This window comes from Desulfuromonas sp. (assembly GCA_002869615.1).
Lineage (GTDB): Bacteria > Desulfobacterota > Desulfuromonadia > Desulfuromonadales > UBA2294 > BM707.
The window spans coordinates 26864-50552 of record PKUH01000106.1; the positions used below are offsets into that span (position 1 = coordinate 26864).

23 protein-coding genes and 2 tRNA genes are annotated in these 23689 nt (G+C 53.3%); 9 read left to right on the forward strand and 16 right to left on the reverse strand.

Translation table 11 applies throughout. The features are described from left to right. Window positions 1-39: 39 nt before the first annotated feature. The 5 genes from C0623_11525 to C0623_11545 form a co-directional block, all read right to left on the reverse strand. Window positions 40-116, reverse strand: a tRNA-Arg gene (locus C0623_11525). Between the two features lie 78 nt (window positions 117-194). Then, a complete protein-coding gene (locus tag C0623_11530; GenBank protein ID PLX98634.1) occupies window positions 195-1004 on the reverse strand; it encodes a cytochrome C in 810 nt (269 codons plus the stop codon). Further along, complete coding sequence (locus C0623_11535) at window positions 1001-2101, reverse strand: cytochrome B6 (protein PLX98635.1); 1101 nt, start codon at window positions 2099-2101, stop codon at window positions 1001-1003. The genes C0623_11530 and C0623_11535 overlap by 4 nt, the downstream gene beginning before the upstream one ends. 8 nt (window positions 2102-2109) lie before the next feature. After that, window positions 2110-2544 carry a cytochrome B6 gene (locus C0623_11540; protein ID PLX98636.1) on the reverse strand — a complete coding sequence of 145 codons (435 nt, stop codon included), beginning with the start codon at window positions 2542-2544 and terminating at the stop codon, window positions 2110-2112. Between the two features lie 117 nt (window positions 2545-2661). After that, entirely contained in the window at window positions 2662-3354 is a 693-nt protein-coding gene (locus tag C0623_11545) for a hypothetical protein (GenBank protein ID PLX98637.1), read from the reverse strand. Window positions 3355-3534: 180 nt separating this feature from the next. On the opposite strand from C0623_11545, the gene hpt reads away from it, so the two are divergent. Beyond that, window positions 3535-4062, forward strand: a complete 528-nt coding sequence (gene hpt / locus C0623_11550) for a hypoxanthine phosphoribosyltransferase (GenBank protein PLX98638.1) — start codon at window positions 3535-3537, stop codon at window positions 4060-4062. Window positions 4063-4085: 23 nt separating this feature from the next. Then, complete coding sequence (locus tag C0623_11555; protein PLX98722.1) at window positions 4086-5555, forward strand: hypothetical protein; 1470 nt, start codon at window positions 4086-4088, stop codon at window positions 5553-5555. 105 nt (window positions 5556-5660) lie between these two features. Here the strand turns inward: C0623_11555 and C0623_11560 are convergent, their stop codons facing one another. Beyond that, complete coding sequence (locus C0623_11560; GenBank protein PLX98639.1) at window positions 5661-5831, reverse strand: ferredoxin; 171 nt, start codon at window positions 5829-5831, stop codon at window positions 5661-5663. Between the two features lie 207 nt (window positions 5832-6038). Here C0623_11560 and C0623_11565 point away from each other — a divergent pair, with 207 nt between their 5' ends. Then, window positions 6039-7304: a propionate kinase gene (locus tag C0623_11565; protein PLX98640.1), complete on the forward strand. Its 1266-nt coding sequence runs from the start codon at window positions 6039-6041 to the stop codon at window positions 7302-7304. Between the two features lie 77 nt (window positions 7305-7381). On the opposite strand, the gene pta is transcribed toward C0623_11565, so the two are convergent. Beyond that, complete coding sequence (gene pta, locus C0623_11570) at window positions 7382-8383, reverse strand: phosphate acetyltransferase (GenBank protein ID PLX98641.1); 1002 nt, start codon at window positions 8381-8383, stop codon at window positions 7382-7384. A 163-nt stretch (window positions 8384-8546) separates the two neighbouring features. On the opposite strand from pta, the gene C0623_11575 reads away from it, so the two are divergent. Further along, the gene (locus C0623_11575) at window positions 8547-9377 is read left to right on the forward strand and encodes a hypothetical protein (protein PLX98642.1); all 831 of its coding nucleotides are present in this window, start codon (window positions 8547-8549) and stop codon (window positions 9375-9377) included. Between the two features lie 125 nt (window positions 9378-9502). On the opposite strand, the gene C0623_11580 is transcribed toward C0623_11575, so the two are convergent. From C0623_11580 to C0623_11610, 7 genes are all read right to left on the reverse strand, one after another. Then, window positions 9503-10969: a glycine dehydrogenase (aminomethyl-transferring) gene (locus tag C0623_11580; GenBank protein PLX98643.1), complete on the reverse strand. Its 1467-nt coding sequence runs from the start codon at window positions 10967-10969 to the stop codon at window positions 9503-9505. After that, window positions 10966-12315, reverse strand: coding sequence for an aminomethyl-transferring glycine dehydrogenase (locus C0623_11585; GenBank protein ID PLX98644.1), 1350 nt, complete (start codon window positions 12313-12315; stop codon window positions 10966-10968). Before C0623_11585 ends, C0623_11580 begins: the two co-directional genes overlap by 4 nt. A gap of 22 nt (window positions 12316-12337) precedes the next feature. Further along, window positions 12338-12724, reverse strand: coding sequence for a glycine cleavage system protein H (gene gcvH / locus C0623_11590; protein ID PLX98645.1), 387 nt, complete (start codon window positions 12722-12724; stop codon window positions 12338-12340). A gap of 52 nt (window positions 12725-12776) precedes the next feature. After that, the gene (locus C0623_11595) at window positions 12777-13637 is read right to left on the reverse strand and encodes a 5,10-methylenetetrahydrofolate reductase (GenBank protein ID PLX98646.1); all 861 of its coding nucleotides are present in this window, start codon (window positions 13635-13637) and stop codon (window positions 12777-12779) included. Window positions 13638-13680: 43 nt separating this feature from the next. Then, window positions 13681-14328 (reverse strand): 5,10-methylenetetrahydrofolate reductase, encoded by a 648-nt coding sequence (locus C0623_11600; GenBank protein PLX98647.1) that lies wholly within the window; start codon window positions 14326-14328, stop codon window positions 13681-13683. A 10-nt stretch (window positions 14329-14338) separates the two neighbouring features. Then, window positions 14339-15196, reverse strand: coding sequence for a bifunctional methylenetetrahydrofolate dehydrogenase/methenyltetrahydrofolate cyclohydrolase FolD (locus C0623_11605; protein ID PLX98648.1), 858 nt, complete (start codon window positions 15194-15196; stop codon window positions 14339-14341). Between the two features lie 229 nt (window positions 15197-15425). Continuing rightward, entirely contained in the window at window positions 15426-15671 is a 246-nt protein-coding gene (locus C0623_11610; GenBank protein PLX98649.1) for a transcriptional regulator, read from the reverse strand. A gap of 240 nt (window positions 15672-15911) precedes the next feature. Here C0623_11610 and C0623_11615 point away from each other — a divergent pair, with 240 nt between their 5' ends. The 5 genes from C0623_11615 to selD all read left to right on the forward strand — a co-directional run bounded on the left by C0623_11615 (window position 15912) and on the right by selD (window position 21478). Continuing rightward, window positions 15912-16541 carry a hypothetical protein gene (locus C0623_11615; protein PLX98650.1) on the forward strand — a complete coding sequence of 210 codons (630 nt, stop codon included), beginning with the start codon at window positions 15912-15914 and terminating at the stop codon, window positions 16539-16541. A 141-nt stretch (window positions 16542-16682) separates the two neighbouring features. Beyond that, window positions 16683-16777, forward strand: a tRNA-Sec gene (locus C0623_11620). Between the two features lie 314 nt (window positions 16778-17091). After that, the gene (locus C0623_11625; GenBank protein ID PLX98651.1) at window positions 17092-18507 is read left to right on the forward strand and encodes an L-seryl-tRNA(Sec) selenium transferase; all 1416 of its coding nucleotides are present in this window, start codon (window positions 17092-17094) and stop codon (window positions 18505-18507) included. A 2-nt stretch (window positions 18508-18509) separates the two neighbouring features. After that, entirely contained in the window at window positions 18510-20423 is a 1914-nt protein-coding gene (gene selB / locus C0623_11630; protein ID PLX98652.1) for a selenocysteine-specific translation elongation factor, read from the forward strand. Between the two features lie 17 nt (window positions 20424-20440). Then, a complete protein-coding gene (gene selD, locus C0623_11635; protein ID PLX98653.1) occupies window positions 20441-21478 on the forward strand; it encodes a selenide, water dikinase SelD in 1038 nt (345 codons plus the stop codon). A gap of 15 nt (window positions 21479-21493) precedes the next feature. Here selD and C0623_11640 read toward each other — a convergent pair whose 3' ends face one another. Next, window positions 21494-23179: a hypothetical protein gene (locus C0623_11640; GenBank protein ID PLX98654.1), complete on the reverse strand. Its 1686-nt coding sequence runs from the start codon at window positions 23177-23179 to the stop codon at window positions 21494-21496. Window positions 23180-23226: 47 nt separating this feature from the next. Then, window positions 23227-23631, reverse strand: coding sequence for a hypothetical protein (locus C0623_11645; protein ID PLX98655.1), 405 nt, complete (start codon window positions 23629-23631; stop codon window positions 23227-23229). Window positions 23632-23689 lie beyond the last annotated feature (58 nt).

A 23689-nucleotide genomic window follows, 5' to 3' on the forward strand; every position in this document is an offset into this window, starting at 1 on the left:
AAAGGGTTACGGTAAAAAACCGTAACCCTTTGATATTATTGGCACGCGATGCAGGATTCGAACCTGCGACCTCTGCCTCCGGAGGGCAGCGCTCTATCCAGCTGAGCTAATCGCGCACGAAGGTGGATTTATACAATAACTGCCGACCTATTGCAACTGCTATCTTGGGCGATAAGACTGGTGGCGCAGCCGCCCTATTCCTCCTCCTCAAAGGTCCGCTTCAGCATCAACAGAAGAACACCGCCGACAATCAGCAAAACAATGACTATGCCGCCGAAAACCTTTCTCTGACCGAGATCATCCTGATTTGATTGCGCCCGCGCTGAAATTTCATCCAGTCGTTCCTGGAAGCTTTTGGTCTGACTGACGACCTGATCGACATCAACACTGTGAAAGATACGATGATAATCGTTACGCAGGGAGAAGAGCGCCCCCTCCATTTCATCGGTTGAGAATCCGTCATTGTGTAAACTTTTCAGTTCCGACTCGAGGTCGGCAATGCGATTATCCGTTGCCTCAAGCGCCCCCCGGATCTCGGCGGCTCGCCCATACTCGTGACAACGACTGCACGATTCGGGATTGATCAGATCAAGCGAAGCCCGCACGATCGCATGGCTGTTGTGACAGGTAACGCATTGCGGCCCACCGGAGCCCAAGGCCTGGCCATGGGCACTTTTCATGTAATCTTCCTTGATTCCGACATGGCATCGCCCGCAAAAAGCAGGAATATCCTGTTTTTCCGGAACGCCGATAAAACCACGTTCCGGGCTCATCGCCATGGCGAAATCGGTCGGATCACCACCATGACAATCGTGACAGGAGATGCCGTTTTCATGATGAACACTTGTCTGCCAAAGGCCGACAGGCTCTCCGAGGTGGCCCGGCTGGCCGGCATGACACTGAGTACAGACAGGTTCATTTTCAGCAGCAAAAAGCACGGTCGGTAAAAACAACAGACCGAAAACCAACCCGATTTTTACAATCCGCATACATTTAATTTTCATGAGTAATGCCCCCAAACTGAGATTGCGATCATCACGACAAGCATCAGGACATAGACCGTAACAAAAACCGGTCGTTTGGCCGGTCGTCGCTCCTCACCCCGGTCAAGGAAGGGCAACAGCGCCAGAAATGTCATGAGTCCGCCCTGCACAGCCAGCCCGAGGAACTTGCTCGGGAAAATCTTCAAGGTTTGATAGGCCCAGAGGAAATACCATTCCGGCTTGATATGCTCCGGCGTATTGAACGGATCGGCAGGTTCCAGGGCATCAGGGGGAATAAACAACTGTGGGGCATAGAAGGTGACCGCAACCAACGCCGCCAGAAAGAAACAGACCATCGCCATCTCTTCGGTGGTGTAATGCGGGAAGAATGGAATACCATCTTCGTGCTTCTCGTGCTTGAATTCGGTACCAACTTTTGCCGGCCGAGCCTTTTCGCCGAAAGGCGGCGTTGATATCCCGATTTTCCGGACGCAGAAGAGATGAAATCCAATCAGCCCGAGCAGACCCAGAGGGAGGACCACGACATGCAGGGCAAAGAACCGCCCCAGGGTTTGCGCTCCGACCGATGGTCCGCCGCGGGCGAACTCAACCAGTTTATCGCCGATGATCGGCACCGCTCCGGCGGCATCGGTAGCGACGGTCGTTGCCCAGAAGGAGAGCTGGCTCCAGGGCAGAAGGTAGCCGGTCAGGCAGAGGACCAGGGCAATATTGAAAATAACGAAACCGGAGAGCCAGGTCAGTTCGCGTGGTTTTTTATAAGACCCCATGAACAGAACCGACAGCATGTGCAGAAGCAGCACGACAACGATCAGGTTTGAGCCGACGGCGTGAAGATTACGGATCAGCCAGCCGTAAGGGACCTCATTAACAATAGTTTCGACACTGGCGAACGCCTTGTCGACGTGCGGGACATAGTAAATCAGCAAGAGGATTCCGGTCAGGAACTGAAGGCCGAACAGCACCAGCAAAACAGTGCCGAGGGAGTACCACTTGTTGATATTGCCCGGGACAAGATATCCGGTCGTATTTTCACGCCAGATCTCACGGACTCCGAGCCGGACATCAACCCAGTCGATAACCATATCAAAAATTTTCATAACTCCCCCTATCCGACCAGAACCTGGTCGCCTTCGAGGGCAACCGGGAAGTTTTCGAGAGCCGACGGCGGCGGTCCGGCAACAACATCACCGGCCGGTGAAAACTTGCCGCCATGGCAGGGGCAAAGGAAATGATTATCCTCAGCAATCCACTTGACGATACAGCCGAGATGGGTGCAAACGGCACTCATGGCGACAAATCGACCCGGCTCGGGTTGGAGCAGAACGGCCGGCTTGCCACGATAATCAAAGAAATGGGCAGTTCCGACGGCCACGGTCTCCCTGGCAATCTTGATTTTACCGCCGCTTCCGGATTGATTCTCGGGTGACAAAAATCTGAAAATCGGCCAACCGGCGGCCGCAGCAAGAACCCCGCCGACGCCGGTCAGCATAACCAGCAGAAACCGCCGACGCTGGGATGGCAACACAGTACGATCGTCCATTACACCTCCTCGATCAAGCAAAGACGCACGCGTGAAAAACTCTTCATTTATCCAAACGGGGGATCCCTCCTGACCAGAACTCCCGTCAAAAAACGAATATCAATACTAATTGATAATCTAGCGCTCGACAAGTCCGCGCACCGGGACCCTTATTTCGCCGAGGCTCTTGTCATCGGTTCGTATCAAAAGATACCCATTCAGATGCCTGGTCTCTTCATTAGGCCTGGCATAGGCTTCAAAAGAAACATCCTCTCCCGGCGGCAGATTCTTCGCCCCGGTGGTCGCACCGAGGGCAATATTGTTAGCGCGGATGTTTTCAATTTTGAGTGAATTATTCGTAGCGTTGGTCAGAACCAAAGGTAATTTCTTTTCCTGGCCGACCTTCACGGAACCGAATTCCAGTGTCAGAGGCGAATATCCAACCAGCGGTTTGACCTCCCCCTGCAGCATAAATCTGCCGGAAGTCTTGTTTGGCAAATTGCCGTAAAGATAGATCACCTTTTGGACGCGACCGCGAAAACGCGACGAATCAAAAGTCGCCTTGATCGTACCGGTTTCGCCGGGCGCAAGTTTTTTCGACGAAAGCAGAGCCGCCGTACACCCACAGGAACTCTTGACCCGATCAATCAAAAGCGGTTCATCACCCGCATTTGCAAAAGAAAAGGTATGGACCACCTTGTCTCCCTGAAAAACTTCGCCAAAATCGTAGGTTGACTGTTCGGCATGCAAAACCGGAGTTGCACTGACAGTTGATATTAAAGCTATTGAAAGGAACAATACCATTAACAGGCAGGTGAACTTATGACACATAGTTTTCTCCAGCAGACAGAAAATCGGGCTCGCCGAAATGAATCAACAATTCAACCATAATACAACATCAAGTCATCAGCAAGCAAACAGCTCTTCCAACTATGAAAAATTGACACAAAACGCATTACTTGATATAGAATACCGGTTTAATAATCAGCATTTGAAAGGTTCGAGACAAATATGACACCCCCCCAGCTGAAGCTGCTTTACTCCAAAGATGCAATCGCCAAAGAAGTTTCTCGGCTGGCACAGGAAATCAGTGAGGACTTTCGTGACGAAGAAGTGTTGATGGTCAGTGTCCTGAAGGGCTCGTTTTTATTTGTTTCCGATCTGATTCGCGAGGTCTCAATTCCGGCATCGATCGATTTTGTACGACTCGCCAGTTATGGCTCGGATACTCGATCTTCAGGTCTTGTCGAGATTCGTAAAGACCTCGAAATGCCCTTGAAAAACAGAAATGTCATTATTATCGAGGACATCATAGATAGCGGCCACACGATTGAAACACTCTACCACCGGCTTTCGCTGCGGGAGCCCAAAGTCCTGAAGGTTTGCACCCTGATCGACAAGAGGAGTCGGCGCGAAGTCGAATTTGAAGCCGACTATGTCGGCCTTGCTATGGATGACGGATTTATAGTCGGCTATGGCCTCGATTTTGATGAAAAGTACCGCAACCTCAATGAAATTTATCTGGTCGAAAACGCCTGATCCGTTACCGAGGAGAACCTGAGATGGTCATACAATGTTCGTCTTGTGATACCCGTTTCAAACTTGCGGACGACAAAATTAAACCGGGCGGCGTAAAAGTACGCTGTTCGAAGTGCAAGGAAGTCTTCACCGTTACGCCCCCGGAAGAAGAAGCAGCGGCGGAAGAAGAAAGTTCTCTCGACTTATCCGGCGGAGATGATTCAGCTGAAAGTCCGGGCACCGACTGGAGTGATCTCAATTCCGACAGTGAAAGCGGTGCAGAAGAGAGCTCTTCAGAAGACGAAGGCGGTATCGACTGGAGCGATATGGGTGGCGATGACGCCGCCGAAGACCAGGAGGATGAAGGGAGCAGTGACGATTTCTCGTTTGGTGATGACACATCGACCGAGACCGGTAATATCTCTTTTGACGACAACGACAACAGCGATTCAAGTTCCGTTGATTTCGGCTTCGATGAGCCCTCTGCCGAGTCTTCCGACGAAGATTTCGGTTTTGATTCACCATCATCCGATTCCGATTCGGCCGATGATGACTTCGGTTTTGACGAACCGGTCGGCGCAGGTGCACAGGACGAGTTTTCGTTTGACGATGACGCAGGTGGTTCGCCAGCCGCTTCGGTGGATGCGGCGCCTGACTTCGACTGGGATGGCAACTCGGGTGAAAGCAGCGGCGGCAATGATGACTTCGACTTCGGAGATGCCGACAGCAGCGGCGATGGCGACATGGACTTCAGTAGTGTCGCCCTTGAAAACAATGAGGAATCGCCCGCGCCCCAGGCATCGCCTCCCGAACCGGAACCAAGCTCTTTGGTCGCTGAAGACGCTGAAAAGCCTTTATCGGCAAAAGGCCCGCAAAAAAGGACCGGGGCCAAGAAATCCCGTAAAAAGAAAAAGAAGAAAAGCGGTGCAATGCGGGGTTTTCTGTTCTTTATCCTCTTCATTCTTCTACTGGCAGGTGGTCATGCCGGCATCCTCTACTGGAAAGGATACTGGAAGGGCGATCCGACAGAATTCACCAACATGGACCACAAGACGGTTCACCTTCAGCCCTATAAGGAAATCTATGCCGAGTTGACCGGCGGGAAGATCAAAAAAGGCCCGGTTGGGCAAATTTCAATCCTCGGGATGAGCGGCCGCTTTATTGAAAACATCAATGCCGGTACGATCTTTATCATCGAGGGATCAGTCAAGAACGAATTCAAGGAGACCCGGTCAGCAATCGCAGTCAGGGGTATTCTTTACGGTCAGTCAGGCAAGCCAACGATGCGCAAGAAGGTCTATTGCGGCAATATTCTGTCGGATGAGGAGTTGCAAACACTGGACATCGACACCATAGCAGAACGGCTCGACAATCAGTTTGGTGATTCCCTGTCAAATCTCGATGTATCCCCGGGCGTGGAACTCCCATACGTTATCGTATTCGGAAAACTGCCGGACAACCTGGCCGAGTTCAATGTTGAAGTCGCTGAATCGGCTCCCGGTTCGGACGAGTAGGCCGGCCTGAAATCAAACAAAAAGGCCACGCTTTTGCGTGGCCTTTTTTCTGTTGCAGAAAGCGCCGGACGATTCAAATACCCCGCCCGACAACACAAACCTGGATCAGGGTCCTTCGATAGCATCGACCGGACAGGAATCGACACAAGCGGCACAATCAGTGCAGAGCCCGGCATCGATAACGTGCTTTTCCTCGCCTTCACTGATCGCGTCAACCGGACAGGTCGGCAGGCAGGCACCACAGTTGATGCACTCATCATTGATAGTATGAGCCAACGAAATCACCTCCTTTACCTAAAATTAATTCCTTGGAATCTGTAAATCGGAACAAAGTTTAACCTACTTATGAATCTCTGTCCACAGCAAACAACATAACCGGAAAAACCTTGCTAAATCGATACTCTTCATATATCTTATTCCTTCTTTAAAACACTGTTTATTTTTCATACTGATAGGAATCTAGCACTGGAGGAGGTTGTTATTATGGATATTCTTGCATTGAATTGCGGAAGTTCTTCGGTCAAATACCAGCTTTTTGACTGGGAGAAAAAAGAGATCATTGCCAAGGGGATGGTTGAGCGGGTCACGATCGGTGATTCATTCATCATTCACGAGGTGCCGGGTCGTGATACCTATCGCGAAGAATATGAATGTCCCGACCATGAAGTCGCCATTCACCTGATATTAAAAACCCTCGCCGCAAATGAGACCGGGGTCGTCAGCAGTATGGATGAAATCTCTGCGGTTGGCCACAGGGTCGTGCATGGTGGCGAGAAGTTTGCCCGCTCGGTTATGATCGACAATGAAGTTCTCAACGCGATCAAGGAAGTTCAGCATCTGGCACCGCTGCACAACCCGCCCAACATCTCGGGGATTGAAGCGGCGCAGGCTAACCTGCCGAACGTGCCGCATATCGCAATTTTTGATACGGCTTTCCATCAGACTATGCCGGAACATGCCTATATCTACCCGCTGCCGTACGAGTGGTATGAAAAACACAGCGTTCGCCGTTACGGTTTTCACGGGACCAGTCATCTCTATGTGTCTAAACGGGCTTCGGTTCTGCTCGGCAAAGAGCCAAAGGACTGCAATATTATTACCATGCATATCGGCAACGGCGTTTCGCACTGCGCTATCAAGAATGGTATCTCGGTCGACACTTCAATGGGCCTGACTCCACTTGAAGGGGCTGTCATGGGGACGCGCTGCGGCGATATCGACCCGGCGATACCGGCCTTCATCATGGAGAAAGAGGAATTGTCGCCGAAAGAGATCGACTCGGTTCTCAACAAGAAGTCGGGTGTTCTCGGGATCACCGGTCACTACACTGACCGGCGCGACGTTCTTGAGGGGATCGAAAACGGCGACGAAAAATGCAAGCTCGCACTCGAGATTGAAGCCTATCGGCTCAAGAAATACATCGGCTCCTACTGTGCCGCCCTGGGCCGGCTTGATGCCGTCGTCTTTACTGCCGGTGTCGGCGAAATGGGAGCGGACATCCGTGAGAAAGCTCTCGAAAACCTCGAGCATATCGGTATTATTCTCGACAAGGAAGTTAACACCAGGACGATGACCCGAAAGGTAGAAACCGAGATCACGACTCCCGACTCACCGGTCAAGGTTTTCGTTATTCCGACCGATGAGGAACTGGTCTTCACCGAGGACGTTGTGGCGATCCTCGAAAACACCTATACCGATCACATGAATTTCGAGTACAGTTTCAGCAGGAAGGATTTTGTCAAAGAATAATTTCCTGCTTCCAATTGATGGTATTGAAAAGGGTCAGGCTGTTGCCTGACCCTTTTCAATACAACATGTCAAACCCTCTAGCCTTGCGCCTGCACCGCGGTAATCGCCGATACCGAAACGATATCATCGACCGAACAGCCACGTGACAGGTCATTGACCGGCTTGGCCAGCCCCTGGACGATCGGACCGACCGCCTCGGCGCCGGCAACCCGCTCGACCAGCTTGTAGCCGATGTTGCCGGCATCAAGATCGGGAAAAATGATGGTATTTGCCTTGCCGGCAACCGGCGAGCCCGGGGCCTTTTTCTCACCGACCTTCGGCAACAGTGCGGCATCTGCCTGAAGTTCACCGTCTATCTGCAACTCCGGGGCCGCTTCCTGGGCAATCTTCAAAGCTTCGAGAACCTTGTCGGCATCGGGATGGCTGGCGCTACCCTTGGTCGAGAACGACAACATTGCAACCCGGGCCTCGACTCCGAGGAAGCTCTTGCAGCTGGCGGCTGTACTGATCGCAATTTCAGCCAACGCCTGGGCATCCGGGTTCGGATTAACTGCGCAATCGGCAAAGCAGAGGACGCCGTTCTCGCCGAAGTCGGTATTATTAGTCACCATCAGGAATACGGACGAAACCGTCTTGATCCCCGGGGCGGTGCCGATCACCTGAAAAGCGGCCCGCAAAACATCGCCGGTCGTATTGTCAGCACCGGCAACCATACCGCCGGCATCGCCTTTGCGGACCATCATCGCTCCGTAAAAAAGATTATCTTCCGCGGTCAGAATTTCCCGGGCCTGGTCAGCGGTCATCCCCTTCTTTTCGCGCAACATCACCAACTCATCAACGTAGCCGCCAAGAGCCGATGCAGTCTTCGGATCGATCAGGTCAACCCCGTCAAGCGTGACCCCGATTTCCTGCGCTTTTGCTTGCAGTGCCGACGGATCACCGAGCAGAACTACCTTCGCCAGCCCATCCCCGACAATCCGGCCCGCGGCTTCGATCATCCGATCGTCATAACTCTCCGGCAGAACGACTGTCTGCAGGCTCTCCCTGGCTTTCGCCTTGATCTGGTCTACCAGATGCATAATAATCCTCCTATAAAGTAAAAGATGTTCGAATAGAACATGGTTTGAATGAGCTCCCATTTATATCCGAACCCTGATGACCGGTCAAGTCTTTCCCCCGGCAGTTTTGCATCAACTGATTTCTGGAACACTCTTGCCATAATCAGATATACTGATTACATTTATGTTAATGAATTTTCGGAATGTTATGCACTTCAGACACCATGAAAACCGGATCCTTTTGGCGTTTCTGAGCCTTTCGCTTTTACTGCATCTCTGCATTATTTTTCTGCTGCCTGATTTACAACTCATCCCTCAAGTTGAAGACAACAAGCCGGTCTATGTCGAAGTCAGGACTCCAACCAGGAGCCGCGAACTTGACCTGCCGGAGACAAAAGATCAGAGCAGGACAGAACCGGCAAAACGTCTCGGCCCGGCGGACCAGGCAGTCAAGAAAGAGCAGGCTCCGCAAGGGGATTTTATTGAGGACCGGATTCCGGCCACACCGTTGCAACCGCAACCGGCACCGACCGAGCAGCCGACTCCAGCCGAAACCGGTAAAGGGAAGCAGGTACCGATTCCGGATCTGGCACAACTGATGACGCTACCGCAGACGACTGTGCAGCGCCTCGATGATCAACTCCGTACCAAGTACCGGGCAGAAGTTGAAGAAGGCGAGAGTGTCTGGCTCGACACCGAAAAAGACTTTCTGATCTCCTTTTACCAGAGGCTGCGTTCCGGCATCTACCGGGTCTGGAACTATCCGGCTAAATCGAAAGACCGGGGTGAAGCGGGGACCTGCCTGATCCGGATGACGTTCAACCGGGATGGGACGGTCAAAGATGTCGAACTGCTTGAAACCAGCGGCTATCCGAGACTTGATCGGGAAGCGGTCGCCGCCGTCTACAAAGGTGAACCATACGGCAAACTTCCCGATGCGTACAAGAAGGAAGAGCTCAGCATCCTCGCCTTTTTCAGATACACCATGGGATACAGACCGGAGATCACCCCGTAAAAAACGCGCAGGGACACCTCCCCGAAACCCGGGAAGTGTCCCTATTTACTCCCCTTTTCCGCTACACCATGGATCGGCCATATATTGCAAACCAAAAAGCCCCGCATTGCGGGGCTTTTTGCTGATCATTTTTCTTCCGTGGGCCAGCAGAGGCATGGCTGACGGGCCGCCGTTGTCTCATCGAGCCGCTTGATCCGGGTTAACTGCGGCGCCTCGTGCAACAGCTCCGGATTGGTCTTCGCCTCTTCGGCAATCGCCAGCATCGCATCACAGAACTCATCGAGTATCTCCATGCTCTCGGTCTCGGTCGGCTCGATCATGATCGCCCCCTTGACCACCAGCGGAAAATAGATGGTCGGTGGATGGAATCCGTAATCGATCAGGCGCTTGGCAACATCGAGGGTATGGCAATCACCGTCAAGGTCCTTGTCGGAAAAAACGACCTCATGCAGGGAACGATGCTTGTGCGGCAGATCGAAGACCGGTTCCAACCGGGCGCGGATGTAGTTGGCGTTGAGAACCGCCATCTGACTGGCCCGTTTGAGGCCGGCGGCACCCATCGTCAGGATATAAGACCAGGCCCGGACCATAACACCGAAGTTGCCGTAAAAAGAGCGGAGCCGACCGATCGACTGCGGCAGGTCGGACTTGAGGGCGTAACCATTACCGTCCTTGATGATGATCGGAGTCGGCAGAAACGGCTCCAGCTCGGCGGTAATACCAACCGGCCCGGCCCCCGGGCCACCGCCGCCATGCGGAGTCGAAAACGTCTTGTGCAGGTTGAAGTGCATGACATCGATCCCCATGTCTCCGGGCCGGGCGATGCCCATTAGAGCGTTGAGGTTGGCACCATCACAGTAAACCAGGCCGCCGCCAGCATGAACAATATCGCAAATCTTCCTGATATCCGATTCAAAAAGGCCGAGGGTGTTCGGGTTGGTCACCATCAGCGCGGCGACATCGTCATCCATGAACTCGGCGACCGTTTCCGCCGTCAGGACCCCTGCCCCCTTCGACTCTATCGGCACAACCTCGTAGCCGCACAGAGACGCCGTTGCCGGATTGGTGCCATGCGCCGTATCCGGGATCAGAACTTTTGTCCGCTTGTTGCCCCTGGCTTCGTGCCAGGCGCGAATCATCAGCATTCCGGCCAGTTCACCGTGAGCCCCGGCCGCCGGCTGAAGAGTCACCCTGGCGAAACCGGAAATTTCGGCAAGCGCCTGCTGCAGATCGTACATCAGGCCAAGAGAACCCTGGCTCAGAGCTTCGGGCGTGTACGGGTGGCATTGACTGAAACCGGCAATCCGGGCCGCGGCTTCGTTGACCTTGGGGTTGTACTTCATGGTACAGCTGCCGAGCGGATAGAAACCGGAGTCAACACCGTAATTCCAGGTCGACAGCCGCGTAAAGTGCCGGACCACGTCGACCTCGGAAACCTCGGGGAAGCCTTCGACTTCATTCCGCGTCAGATGTTCGGGCAGAGAAGCTGTCGGCACATCGAGTTTTGGCAGACTGTAGCCTTTGCGCCCCGGATCGGTATGGTCAAAAATCAGCTTTTCGTTCAGTTGCAAACCACTGGTTCCCGGCCTCATGCGGCACCTCCCTTCAGGGCAGTGACAAGCCGGTCGATATCCTTCCGGCGATGCTGCTCAGTGACACAAACCAGGAAATGATTCTCCATCCCGGTAAAGAAGCGTTCCAACGGAATACCGCCGAGAACCTTGTCACCTTCAAGTCGTTCCATCAGCTCCGACAGATCCTGATCGCAGGAGACAACGAATTCATTGAAGGTCGGGCCGCTGAAGGGAATTGTGAATCCGGGAATGTCGGCGATCGCATTTTTGGCATATTCCGCCTTGGCCAGATTCTGTTCCGCTACTTCGCGAATCCCCTTTTTGCCCATCAGACAAAGATACATATTGGCCATCAGAGCGCACATCCCCTGGTTCGAACAGATGTTCGAGGTCGCCTTTTCACGCCGGATATGCTGTTCACGGGTCGCCAGGGTCAATACGAATCCGTTTTTCCCTTCGGTATCGGTGGTTGCGCCGACCAGACGGCCCGGCATCGAGCGAACGGTTTTCTGCCGGGCGGCAAAAAAACCGACCCCCGGACCGCCGAAGGAAACCGGCATACCGAAACTCTGGCCCTCGCCGATGACGATATCGGCCCCACCCTCGCCCGGCGATTTAAGCAGGCCGAGTGCAACCGGCTCCGGTACCGCCGTTACCAGCAGAGCGCCATCCTTGTGCACGGTTTCGGCCAGAGCCGAGATATCCTCGATAACGCCGAAGAAGTTCGGATACCCGATGACCAGAGCCGCAGTCTGTTCGTTGAGAGCAGCTGCGAGCGCATCCTGGTCAACCCGGCCATCCGCAAGATAAGGGATCTCCGCCAACTCCATCTCGAGGTAACGACAGTAGGTCTCAACCGTTTGTCGATATTCGGGATGTAAAGAACCGGCAAGCAGCACTCTCTTGCGTCGGGTCGCCCGGGCCGCCATCAGTACGGCCTCGGCACAGGCCGAAGCACCATCGTACATCGACGCGTTGCTGACATCCATCCCGGTCAACTGGCAGATCAGGGTCTGGTATTCGAATATAGCCTGCAGGGTCCCCTGGCTGATTTCCTGCTGGTAGGGTGTGTAAGCGGTATAAAACTCACTACGCGACACCAGCTGGTCGATAACTGACGGAATAAAATGATTGTAAGCGCCACCCCCGAGAAAAGAGAGGTACTCACTGACCGAGGCGTTCTCCGCAGCCATTTCCTGCAGTTGCCGCAGCAACTCACTTTCGGAAAGAGCTTCCGGAAGCTGCATCTGGCGGTCCAGACGAAGCTCGGCCGGCACCTCCTCGAAAAGGTCTTCAATTGATTGAACACCGATAGCTGCCAGCATCTGCCGGACATCTTCCTCGGTATGGGGGATATAGCGCATATCAAACTCCTGCTGGCGGCGATTAGCTCTCTTCTTCGACAAAAGCCTGGTAGCCTTCCGCATCAAGCAGACCATCAAGTTCCGATGAATCAGTCAGCTTGATCTTGATCATCCAGCCATCCTCGTACGGAGAGGCATTAACCAGTTCCGGGGTGTCGGGCAGTTCATCATTAACTTCAACAACTTCACCCGAAACGGGCGCATAGATATCGGAAACAGCCTTGACCGATTCAACAACGCCGAAGGATTTGCCGCATTCGACCGAAACGCCCTCCTCGGGAAGTTCAACGAATACAACATCACCCAATGCATCCTGGGCAAAATCGGTAATACCAACCGTTACGACATCATCTTCGATCGACAGCCATTCATGTTCTTCTGTGTACTTGAGATCTACAGGATAGTCCATATTTTCCTCCTGATCGTTTGAGGTTCTCGTTTATTATGCTTAATACTTAAAGTTAATTCTGCCTGAGAATTTCAGGGATTTTCGCCTCAAGGCCCAAGGTCATCAGATGGACTCCGTGGCACCGATCACGGGCAACGGAAACCATCTCCCGGGCAATTGCAACACCTTCGGCAAGCGGGTCTGAAGCCTTGTCAAGCCGCTCGATAATCGCCGCCGGAACCTTAACTCCCGGGATGTTGGCATTGAGAAAACGCGCCATCCGGGAGTTTTTCAACAACAGGACTCCGGCCAGAACAGGAACATTGAGCGGTCCGGCATCATCCATGAAATGTTCGAGTTTCTGACTGTCGAATACGGCCTGGGTCTGAAAGAACCGGGCCCCGGCCTCAATTTTTTTCCGGTACTTCTGAAACATCAGCTCAAACGGTTCCGACTCCGGATTGACTGCGGCACCGGGAAAAAACGCAGGAAGTCCCGCCAACTCCGTTCCCGACATGTCACACCCCTGCGCCAGGCTGTGTACCACCTGAAGGAGCTGTACCGAATCGAGATCAAAGACCGACCGTGCCTCGGGATGATCACCAAACCGGGTATGATCGCCCGAAAGTAACAGCAGGTTTTCGATACCGAGAGCAGCCGCCCCGAGCAGATCGGACTGCAGGGCCATGCGGTTGCGGTCACGGCAAGTTAACTGCAGAATCGGTTCGACCCCCGCTTCCGCCAATTTCCCGGCCAGGACCAGCGGGGTCATCCGCATGTTGGCGCCCTGATTATCGGTAACATTGACCGCGGCAATTCCGTCAAAAGCGGCGGCGGTTGCGAGCGCTTCGGCCACAGCAACGCCTTTCGGCGGAGCGACCTCGGCCGTCGCGACAAACCGGCCGCCGGCCATTGCCTCCTGCAATCGTGACATCAATGACTCCCGCAAGCCAAAAATCTGAGCCGGAATCGCATCGTTACTTCTTTATATTGAATCGTCCCGGCTTGCGCCGCCGGTCCCAGTGTTTCGGGGCAACCGTACGGGCAAATACCCCGGAACGCTTTTGCTTTTTCAGCCGCTCGTAAATCAGGTGCCAGGCACAATCAATCTCGTGATCGACCTCGCATCGCCCCTCTTCCATGCCACCGCAGGGACCATTCAGCAAGCCCTTGGAACAATTGGTCACCGGGCAGATCCCGGCGGTATCATTGATGATGCAGTCACCGCAGAGTGAACATTTCTCCTCATACTGGCCAAAGCGTCTGATATTACCGAGAAACAGTGAATCGAGACCGCCGATCACCCGTTTGTCACTACTTGCAGAAATCGACTGGATGCCGGCGCCACAGGAGAGCACCAGCAGGGCATCGGCATCTTCGACCGCCTGCTTGTGATGACGCAGATCACGACCGGCCCGCATAATATGGCAAGCCTCATCGATAACAACACTTCCGGTCACATCACATTGAACCGCTTCAAGCCATTCCTGCATCTGAAAGACTTCTTCCTCGCCACCCGATTTGCACGCCGTGGCGCAGGCCCCGCACCCGACCAGGAAAACCCGTTCGGCCCCGTCGAGAGCGGCGAGCAGTTCTTCGTTATTTTTCCGACTGCTGATAATCATTGAGTCAAGACTAGCCCATGGCGGCGAGGCGACGCTTGGCCGCTTCAACCGTGTTATAAAGGAGCATGGTAATCGTCATCGGACCGACACCACCCGGCACCGGGGTAATCGCACTGGCGTGGCGGCTCGCACCTTCGAAATCGACATCACCGACCAGTTTTTTCTCGCCCACCCGGTTGACACCGACATCGATAACGACCGCACCATCCTTGATCCAGTCACCCTTGACCATCTCCGGCCGGCCGACCGCGGCAATAACAACATCAGCCTGGCGCACCTTGTCAGCCAGATCACGCGTACGCGAATGACAGATCGTCACCGTCGCATGTTCTTCGAGGCACATCAGGGCCACCGGCTTGCCGACAATATTGGAACGGCCAACGACGACGACCTCTTTCCCCTTGAGATCGACACCTTCAGCCTCAAACATCTTCATGACCCCATACGGAGTGCAGGGTTTGAACAGGGCGTTACCGGTCGCCAGGCGACCGACGTTGTACGGATGAAAACCGTCGGCATCCTTTTTGGGTGAAATCGCCTCGAGCACTTTCGCTTCATCGATCTGGTCCGGCAGTGGCAACTGAACCAGAATGCCGTCGATCCGCTCATCATTGTTCAACTCGTCAATCAGGGCGAGAAGCTGCTCTTCGCTGGTCTCGGCCGGCAGTTTATGCTCGTCGGAGAAAATGCCGCACTCCTCACAAGCCTTCTCCTTCATCGAGACATAGACCCGACTGGCCGGATCATCACCAACCAGAACCACAGCCAGCCCCGGAGTCACCCCTTTTTCCTTCAAGCCGGCAACATCATCCGATATTGCCCCTCGCAGATTCCTGGCGATCTGCTTGCCATCAATTATTTGCGCCATAATCCTAGATAAGACTCCTTTGAAAATGAACACCAAATATAAACAGATATAAGAGAGATTGTAAAGATGATAGGCAAGCCGGAACAAGCTTTTTGAAAAGAGCGGTTTGTCAATTTAAAAGAGAGTCTTTTGATGCAAGCTTCCGGGCGCGTCAACAGCTGCATTGAACAAAGAAAAAGCCCCGGGATTCCGGGGCTCGAAACGTACCTAGAAAATGGTAAACATCAACCTACTCGTTTGCCGCCTTGGGACAACCGGCGCAGGCCGGGCTCTTCTCGGAAGAGTCGCAGGACGGCTTTGGGCCATAACCCTGATCATACCAGCCATCGCCCTTGAGGGTAAAAGCTGTCTGGGAAATCAATTTCTGCACACTGCCGCCACACTCACGACATTCGGTGAGCGGTGCATCGGAAAATTTCTGGCGGGCTTCAAAAACCAGATCACAAGCGCTGCATTTGTATTCGTACATCGGCATGGTATTCAATGACCTCCATAAAAGTTCGGCGATAATCTAATAACTTGGCTCTGTTTTGTCAAGCCAATGAAGTAAAAAACAGGGCTAACGACGACATACCGCTTGCACAACAGCTGAAAAAACATTAATTTGAGGTAATTCTGATGCTTGATCTGTCGAATAAATTATGCTATTTTCCGTTGAATATCAACAAATTATACAATTGTCAGTTGCAATTACAACTTCCGGCAGGAGGGAAAGATGATCCGTAAAGTTTGTACCATACTTATTATCCTGATCTGCGTCACCGCAACTTCAGCATTCGCATTTGACCAGGACTACAGAAAGTACCTGACCCTGGGTGGTGGCTTCACTTTGATGCAGGAGACCGATCAGAACCATGACGATTCGGTCACCTTTGTTAACCAGCCACTAACTATCAGCTCCGACAAGGGATTCAACGGTTTTCTCGCAACCGGCATGTCTTATGATGCCGGCCGGGTTGAGTTCTCACTGCATTACAACCAGGCAGAGTTCGAAGAATTCAAAGACTCTCTCGGGGCAACGACCAATCTTGAAGGTAATCTGAAATTCGTCTCATTTCTGATGAGCGTTTTTTGGGAATTCAACAAGGACGGCATCATGTCTCCATACTTTGGTGGTGGCATTGGCGCCTGCCATATCAAGATGGATGATTCAACCCTCGGCGAGAACCGGGATGGTGCTGCCGTTATTCAGCTCGGTATCGGCCTGAATTTCAATATCAGCGAGAACCTTGAGTTAGATCTCGGCTACAAGGCTATGAGCGTCGTGGAGCCGAACCTCGGACCGATCAACCCGAGCTACCTGACAACGCACAACGGTAATCTTGCTTTCCGCTTCCTCTACTAGTCGACATAAAACAATATGAATTTTCTGACGGGCAGCCATAACAGCTGCCCGTTTTTTATGAGAGAGCTCTCACGACCGTTGACAACCCGTTATCGAACATGCTACCTCTTGAATTCAGCTTTTTGAATATTAATTATACTGGGAGTAGTTCGTAGTCTGGTGACGCGCTCGGTCTTCAAAACCGATGGGGGGCGTATCCCGTCCCCGGTGGGTTCGATTCCCATCTGCTCCCGCCAATAGAAAAGGAAGCATTGTTATGCTGCCACCGAAACAGCACGAAAAGTACTGCAACTTCTACGATGCGGTCCGTGACGAATCGAACCTCGACAGGAAAACGACCATCCTGGTCGGGCTCGCTTCGGCCATGGCGATCGGCTGCGAACCATGAATCGAGCACTACCTTGGCGTTGCCAGGGACGACAACATCTCGAAAGAAGAAATCGGCGCCACCCAGGGGATTGTCATTGCGGTCGCGGCCGGCAAGGTCAATGCCCTGATGAAAAAAGCCGAAACGAATTCAGAATAGCTGAACTTCCATTCTACTCCGGAGGTGAAGATGTCTGACCGCCGGAACCTGCTCAAAACCCTCCCTGCCATAGACAAAATACTGCACGCGCCCGAGATGATCACGCTGGCCGAAACCTGCCCGCACGTGCTGCTGGTTGAAGCAGCTCAGCGGACGGTCGATGACTTGCGAAGACAGATTCTCGATGAAAAAATGCCGGCACCGGAGTGCACGCCTGAAATCGTTGCCAAAAAAGCGCTCGCAATTGCGGAAAAGCTGAATACTCCCTCACTGCAGAAAGTGATCAACGTTACCGGCACCCTGCTCCATACCAACCTCGGGCGAGCCCCGCTCTGCCAGGCAGCCCTTGCGGCGATGCAGGAAGTCTCGGCCGGGTACTCGAATCTCGAATACGATCTCGATGCCGGTCAACGGGGCAAGCGCTTCCGCCATGTCGAAGACCTGATCTGCCGCCTGACCGGGGCCGAGGCGGCGACGGTGGTCAACAACAACGCCGGTGCCGTCCTGCTGGCGCTTGCCGCCCTTGCCGGAGAGAAAGAAGCGCTCGTCTCCCGCGGCGAGTTGATCGAAATCGGCGGTTCGTTCCGCATCCCCGACATCATGGCGGCCGGAAACGTCAGACTGGTCGAAGTCGGAACCACCAACAAGACCCATCTTGAGGACTACCGCAGGGCGATCACAGCCGATACGGCGCTGATCCTGAAAGTCCATACCAGCAACTACCGCATTGTCGGATTTACCGAAGCGGTTCCGGGCAGCGCCCTGGCCGACCTCGGCCGGGAAAAGGGCGTCACTGTACTCGAAGACCTCGGCAGCGGACTGCTGATCGATCTGTCAGATTACGGCCTGCCGCCGGAACCGACAGTCGGTGAAGCGTTGAAGACCGGGATAGATGTACTGACATTCAGCGGCGACAAGCTCCTCGGCGGACCGCAGGCCGGTATTATCGTTGGCCGCAAAGAGTGTATTGAGCGGATACGCAAACACCCGATGGCCCGGGCCCTGCGTATCGACAAGATGACCCTGGCGGCGATCGAAGCGACCTTGCGTCTTTACCTCGATCCGGAGCAGGCACTGCGCGAAATCCCGACCCTGCGGATGCTGGCGCAGCATGATGACCAGTTAAAGGTAAAAAGCGAGCAGCTGATCGAGAAACTAATGAAAGAACTGAACGGGGCATGCAGCATGGAATTAATCTCGACACTGGCTACGGTTGGCGGCGGCGCCCTGCCGCTGGCCGAGCTTCCCGGCTTCGGTATTGCCCTCAAACCGAAAACGATCTCGCCGAACCGGCTGGCCGAAAACCTCCGGCAGTCGATACCACCGGTTATCGGCCGGATCCAGAACGAATATTTCATTATCGACCCACGGACTCTAGCCGTAGATGAAGAGCCCCTGCTCTGCCAATCTCTGGCGAATGCCTTAAGGATAACCGACTGACCATGGCGCCGCCCGAACGACACCATATTATCGGCACGGCCGGTCATGTCGACCACGGCAAAACCGAATTGATCCGGGCCCTGACCGGGACCGACACCGATCGCCTGCAGGAAGAAAAGGCGCGCGGCATCTCCATCGATCTCGGCTTTGCCCCGTTCAGACTTCCGGACGGCTCGGTGGCCGGTGTCGTCGATGTTCCGGGTCACGAACGTTTTATTCACAATATGCTCGCCGGCGTCGGCGGAATCGATCTGGTGCTGCTGGTTATCGATGTTCAGGAAGGGATCATGCCGCAAACCCGTGAGCACCTGCAGATCCTCGAACTGTTGCAAATCCAACAGGGAATCATTGTCCTGACCAAGTGCGATCTCGCCGAAGATGACTGGATCGATATTGTCGAAGAAGAGGTCCGTGAAGAGCTACAGGAAACATTCCTCGAACATGCTCCCTTCTGCCGGGTTTCGTCAATCAGCGGCAGCGGCATTGCGGAGCTGAAGGAGCAGATCGCCAAAATCCTCAGGCAGGTCGAATCGAAGGATTGCGATGGCCCCCTGCGCCTGCCGATTGATCGCCATTTCAGTGTCGCCGGTTTCGGCACCGTTGTCACCGGCACCCTGCTCTCGGGCCGCATCAACACCGGCGTTACCACCGAGCTGCTGCCGCCCGGAATCGAAGCCCGGATCCGTGAAATTCAGGTGCATGGCAAGAAGGTCGAGGCCGCAGCCGCCGGGCAGAGGGTTGCTCTAAACCTCGCCGGCGTTGACCGCGCCAAGTTGAAAAGGGGAGCGGTGATCGGTACGCCCGGAATCTTTGAACAGACCGAAATGATCGACGTCCGGCTCAACCTTCTGCCGGGCGCTCCGCGGACTCTCAAGTTCCGTGATCCGGTCCACTTTTACCTCGGTACCGCCCGGGTCGTTGGAATCGTAGCCCTCCTCGACCGCGATGAACTCAAACCTGGTGAAACCGCCATCGTTCAGATCCATCTCGATCGGCCCCTGGTCGCCCATCGCCAGGATCGATTTATCGTCCGTTCCTATTCGCCGATGACCACCATTGGCGGCGGCATGATCATCGATCCGGGACCGGCCAAGCACAAACGTTTTCGTGATGAGGTCATGCAGACCCTCTCCGAGCTCGAATCGGGTGAGACCTCGTTCCTGTTGCAGAAAATCAGTGAACTGACCGGCCCGAAAGTCAAGGAGCTTGAGCAGGCCTCCGGCCTCGGTCGGGAAAGGATCGAGGACCACCTCGAGAGACTGGCAGAAGATGGCACGGTCATCCGGCTTGGCGATCAGTGGTTGACCGGAGAGACGGTTCGCGCCTGGGAGCGACTGCTGCTTGAACGATGCACCCGGTTCCACGCGGACAACCCGCTCCTCAACGGCATTCCGCTGGCAACCCTGAAAGGGATTTTGCCGCACCCCCTGGCTGCCAAGGGGTTTGATGCACTGCTCAACCGGCTCGAAGAGCGTGGTGAGCTGACGCGGCGTCTCGACAACGCGGCTCTGCCCGGTTTCCGGCCGGAACCATCACCTGAGCAAAAGAAAAACATCGACGCCATCCTGAAAAACTACGAGGACGCCGGGGCATTAGCCAAAAACCGGACGGAAATGCTGGCCCGGCTCAATCTGAGTGAAGCCGAGGCAAACGATTGCCTGGGCTACCTGTTTGCCGAAGGGCTTTTGATCCGCTTGAATGACGAAAACTTTTTTCATCATAAAACTTTTGATTTCGCCATCTCGCTGCTCCGTGATAAATTTGCCGATAGAGAGTTCAGCCTTGCCGAGTTTCGCGATGAACTCGGCAGTGCCCGCAAGGCGGTCCAGGCTTTACTCGAATACTTTGACGCGCAGAAATACACGATGCGCAAAGGTGATGTCAGGGTCGCATGGAAACTGCCCGAAAAAACTTAGCCAAACGAGGATGATAAATGTCTGGACAGGTCAAGTTGACCAGCCTTTCACGCACCAGTGGTTGAGCCGCCAAACTGGCCCCCGAGCCGCTGGCGCAGGTGCTGCGTCAGTTACCGAAAACTGAAGATCCCAATCTGTTGACGGCCGGGATTCTCTTTGCCGACGCCGGAGTTTACCGGATAGCGGACGATTGCGCCCTTGTCCAGTCGGTCGATTTCTTTACGCCGATTGTCGATGATCCGGCGACCTTCGGCCGCATCGCCGCCGCCAATGCCCTGTCCGATATCTATGCGATGGGCGGCAAACCAATTACGGCCCTCAACATGGTCGGCTTCCCGAAATGCCTCGATCACGGCATTCTCGTCGAGATCCTCAAGGGGGGGGCTGAAAAAGCCGCCGAAGGGGGAACCATTATCGTCGGCGGCCATACCGTAGAAGACGATGAACCAAAATACGGCCTGGCAGTGACCGGACTGATTCACCCCGACAGCATGATCACGACCGCTGGAGCCCAGCCGGGCGACGTTCTGATTCTGACCAAACCGCTCGGTACCGGCATCCTGGCAACAGCACTCAAGGGCGAGGTTCTCACCGAGGTGGATATTGCTGAAGCGATTGCCGGGATGGAATCTCTCAATCGCGATGCATCCGAAGCGATGCTGGCCGTCGGAGTCAATGCCTGTACCGACATTACCGGCTTCGGTTTTCTCGGTCACGCCATCGAAATGGCTGAAGCAAGCTCGGTCTGCATTGAAATTTCAGCCGAAAAACTTCCGGTCTATCCACGCGTCCGCGAGATGGCTGCGATGGGGATGATCCCGGCCGGCAACCGGCGGAACCGCAACTATTACTGGCCGAAAGTTCTCGACGGCCACGTACCGACAACCGACATCATCGACCTTGTCTCCGATCCGCAGACCTCGGGAGGGCTGCTGATATCGGTTGCCGCCGACAAAAAAGAACAATTGATCCAGCTTCTTGCCAACAAAGGGGTCGATGCCCGCATCGTCGGCGTTATATCATGCGGACGGCCGGGAACGGTCAGAATCGAGTAAAGACTTCACCTTTCATTATTGAGAAGAGCTGCTTTTGCCAAGCCTGAGGTAGGCGAATTGTTGAGCCGCGTACAAATCCCTGTTCATTCCTGATGTCTGCTCCATAAATGCAATATCCTTCAAAACATCCCGATAAATCACTGACCTGTTTTTAATTTCAGGTAATTTAGAATTGGGGAACGCGTTTCTTCTTAGAAAAACCATGGAAACTTCGTCATGGTAAACAAAACTCCACTCAGGAGTTTGCCATAAATAATCTGTTAATTTGTACAACTCACCGGTAAAAGGGTTTAGTCTCGGAACCAGGATAATATCAATCTGATTTGAATCCAGAATCCTTTTCGTTTTATCAGGCAGCCACAACACACGCGTATAGGCGTCGAAAAGACGAAGGTTCAAACTTCTGCCATCGATAAATGTGACAAGCTGTCCCGGTGCATGCCATGCCAAGTAGCCCCCCCAATTAAAATGGTTAAAAATATTTCCTGACAACTCATGGGATTGCAAGAATGCGACAGCTTCTTCCGGGAACCGTCTTTCATTCACAGGGTTTTCCGACAACACACGGTAACTTTCCGAAACCTGGCGTACAGCCTGCCACGCCAGGAGGACTATCAGTGACAGGGTCACTCCGGCAGTAAATACTTTCAAGGTATTATTCTCACGACGCCTGATTTCATACTTATCAAAGATGAAAACGACAAAACCACTGATGAAAAACGGAGCGTAACGAAAAGCCGTCGTACTGACGAGAAACAAAAAAGAGACAATGGCGAGTTTGGTTAATGATATTTTCAGTCTGTTTAAGAACAGAATTGCAATAAAAAGGAAAAGAGCGAAAAAATATGGCCAGTAGACCAGAATATCTCTTTTCGCAAGAACAAAGGGCGACAGGTATTCCGATGATTTCTGTTGAATCAGCCCCCCTTGGGACTGGATAAACTGCATGTAAATATTGAGTCCGTTCGGATTAAGGAGAGTTGAAAAAATTGCAAGAACGATAATCCCCCATAAAATCATGAGTCTTTTTTTAGGGTTGCCGCTGTGAAGTATACTACCACTTTCAAATACAATGAAAAGAGCGAGAACAGCAACCCCAAGGAGAAAACCACCGTGCAGGTTGGCCCATAGCAGCATAAACGGTGGAAGGAGTATTGCCGCTCGCAAATTGTATTGCTTCTTTTCATCCATCTCCGCAGAAAAACCGACTGCTGCCAGGAGTATGAAAAATATTGGGACTAATAGCAAAGTCAAATGATTCGGCCTCAGACCGGGAACATAGACCAGCCCCCATCCCAAAAGCAGTGAAGCTAGGATCGCGACTTCGAAGCTGATATTACGGATGCGGAAATATAAAAAGGTAACAACAATGGGTAAAGAGATGAGGACAGCGCGAAAGATAACCATGCCCTGTTCAGCACTAAAGATGAAAACCTTATAAAGTATAATCTGGGAAAGCCAATAGCCGTTCAGAATTATCTCACGATCTGGAGAAATAGCTCGACCGGCCAGACCGAAAGGATCATGATTCAACAGGGATCCGGTTTGACAGATATGCCGTCCTGTCGCGAGATGCCACCAGATGTCGATGTCCGAGATCGGTTCAATAGCTAAGATGAAAAAACTTGCAGTAACGACTATCAGGCCGACCACCTGGAGAGGGTGATTGATCTGGCTATATTTTCCAATAAGCTTTTTCACCTGAAAAACCTTGTAGATCCTATAGTTAGATTATTAGTGGAGAGATTTCAGAGATCCCCTGTTAATTTCTGAAGCCTGAACAATTTCGGATTCAGGATTTTGACACATTCAACAATATCCTGCAAACCCTGTTCATCAACCCTCTCTTCCTCATCTTTCCCTTGAAACCAGGCATACCCTTTCGGCAATTCAGAGGGTCGGCCGCCGCGCATCAACATTACGTCAACCATCTCGTTCACCCGACCCTCTGCTTCCCAGGGATCACGATAATCATATTGCCGAGCGATAATGTTGAGCATCAAACCATTCGGAAATTGCGCCCGCACCTCGAACGAATATTCGCGCGGCGCGCTGTAATTATCGGTTCGGCCACTGCGCGACATCGCCCGGGCACCGGCCGCGTCAAGCATTTCCTTGACCGTCTCCTCGGTCATCGGTTTTTGTTCGGTCATTAACAAATTCCTTTTCTAAAAATAAATTCGCCAGCAGGCCGCGAAGAAAAACAATCTC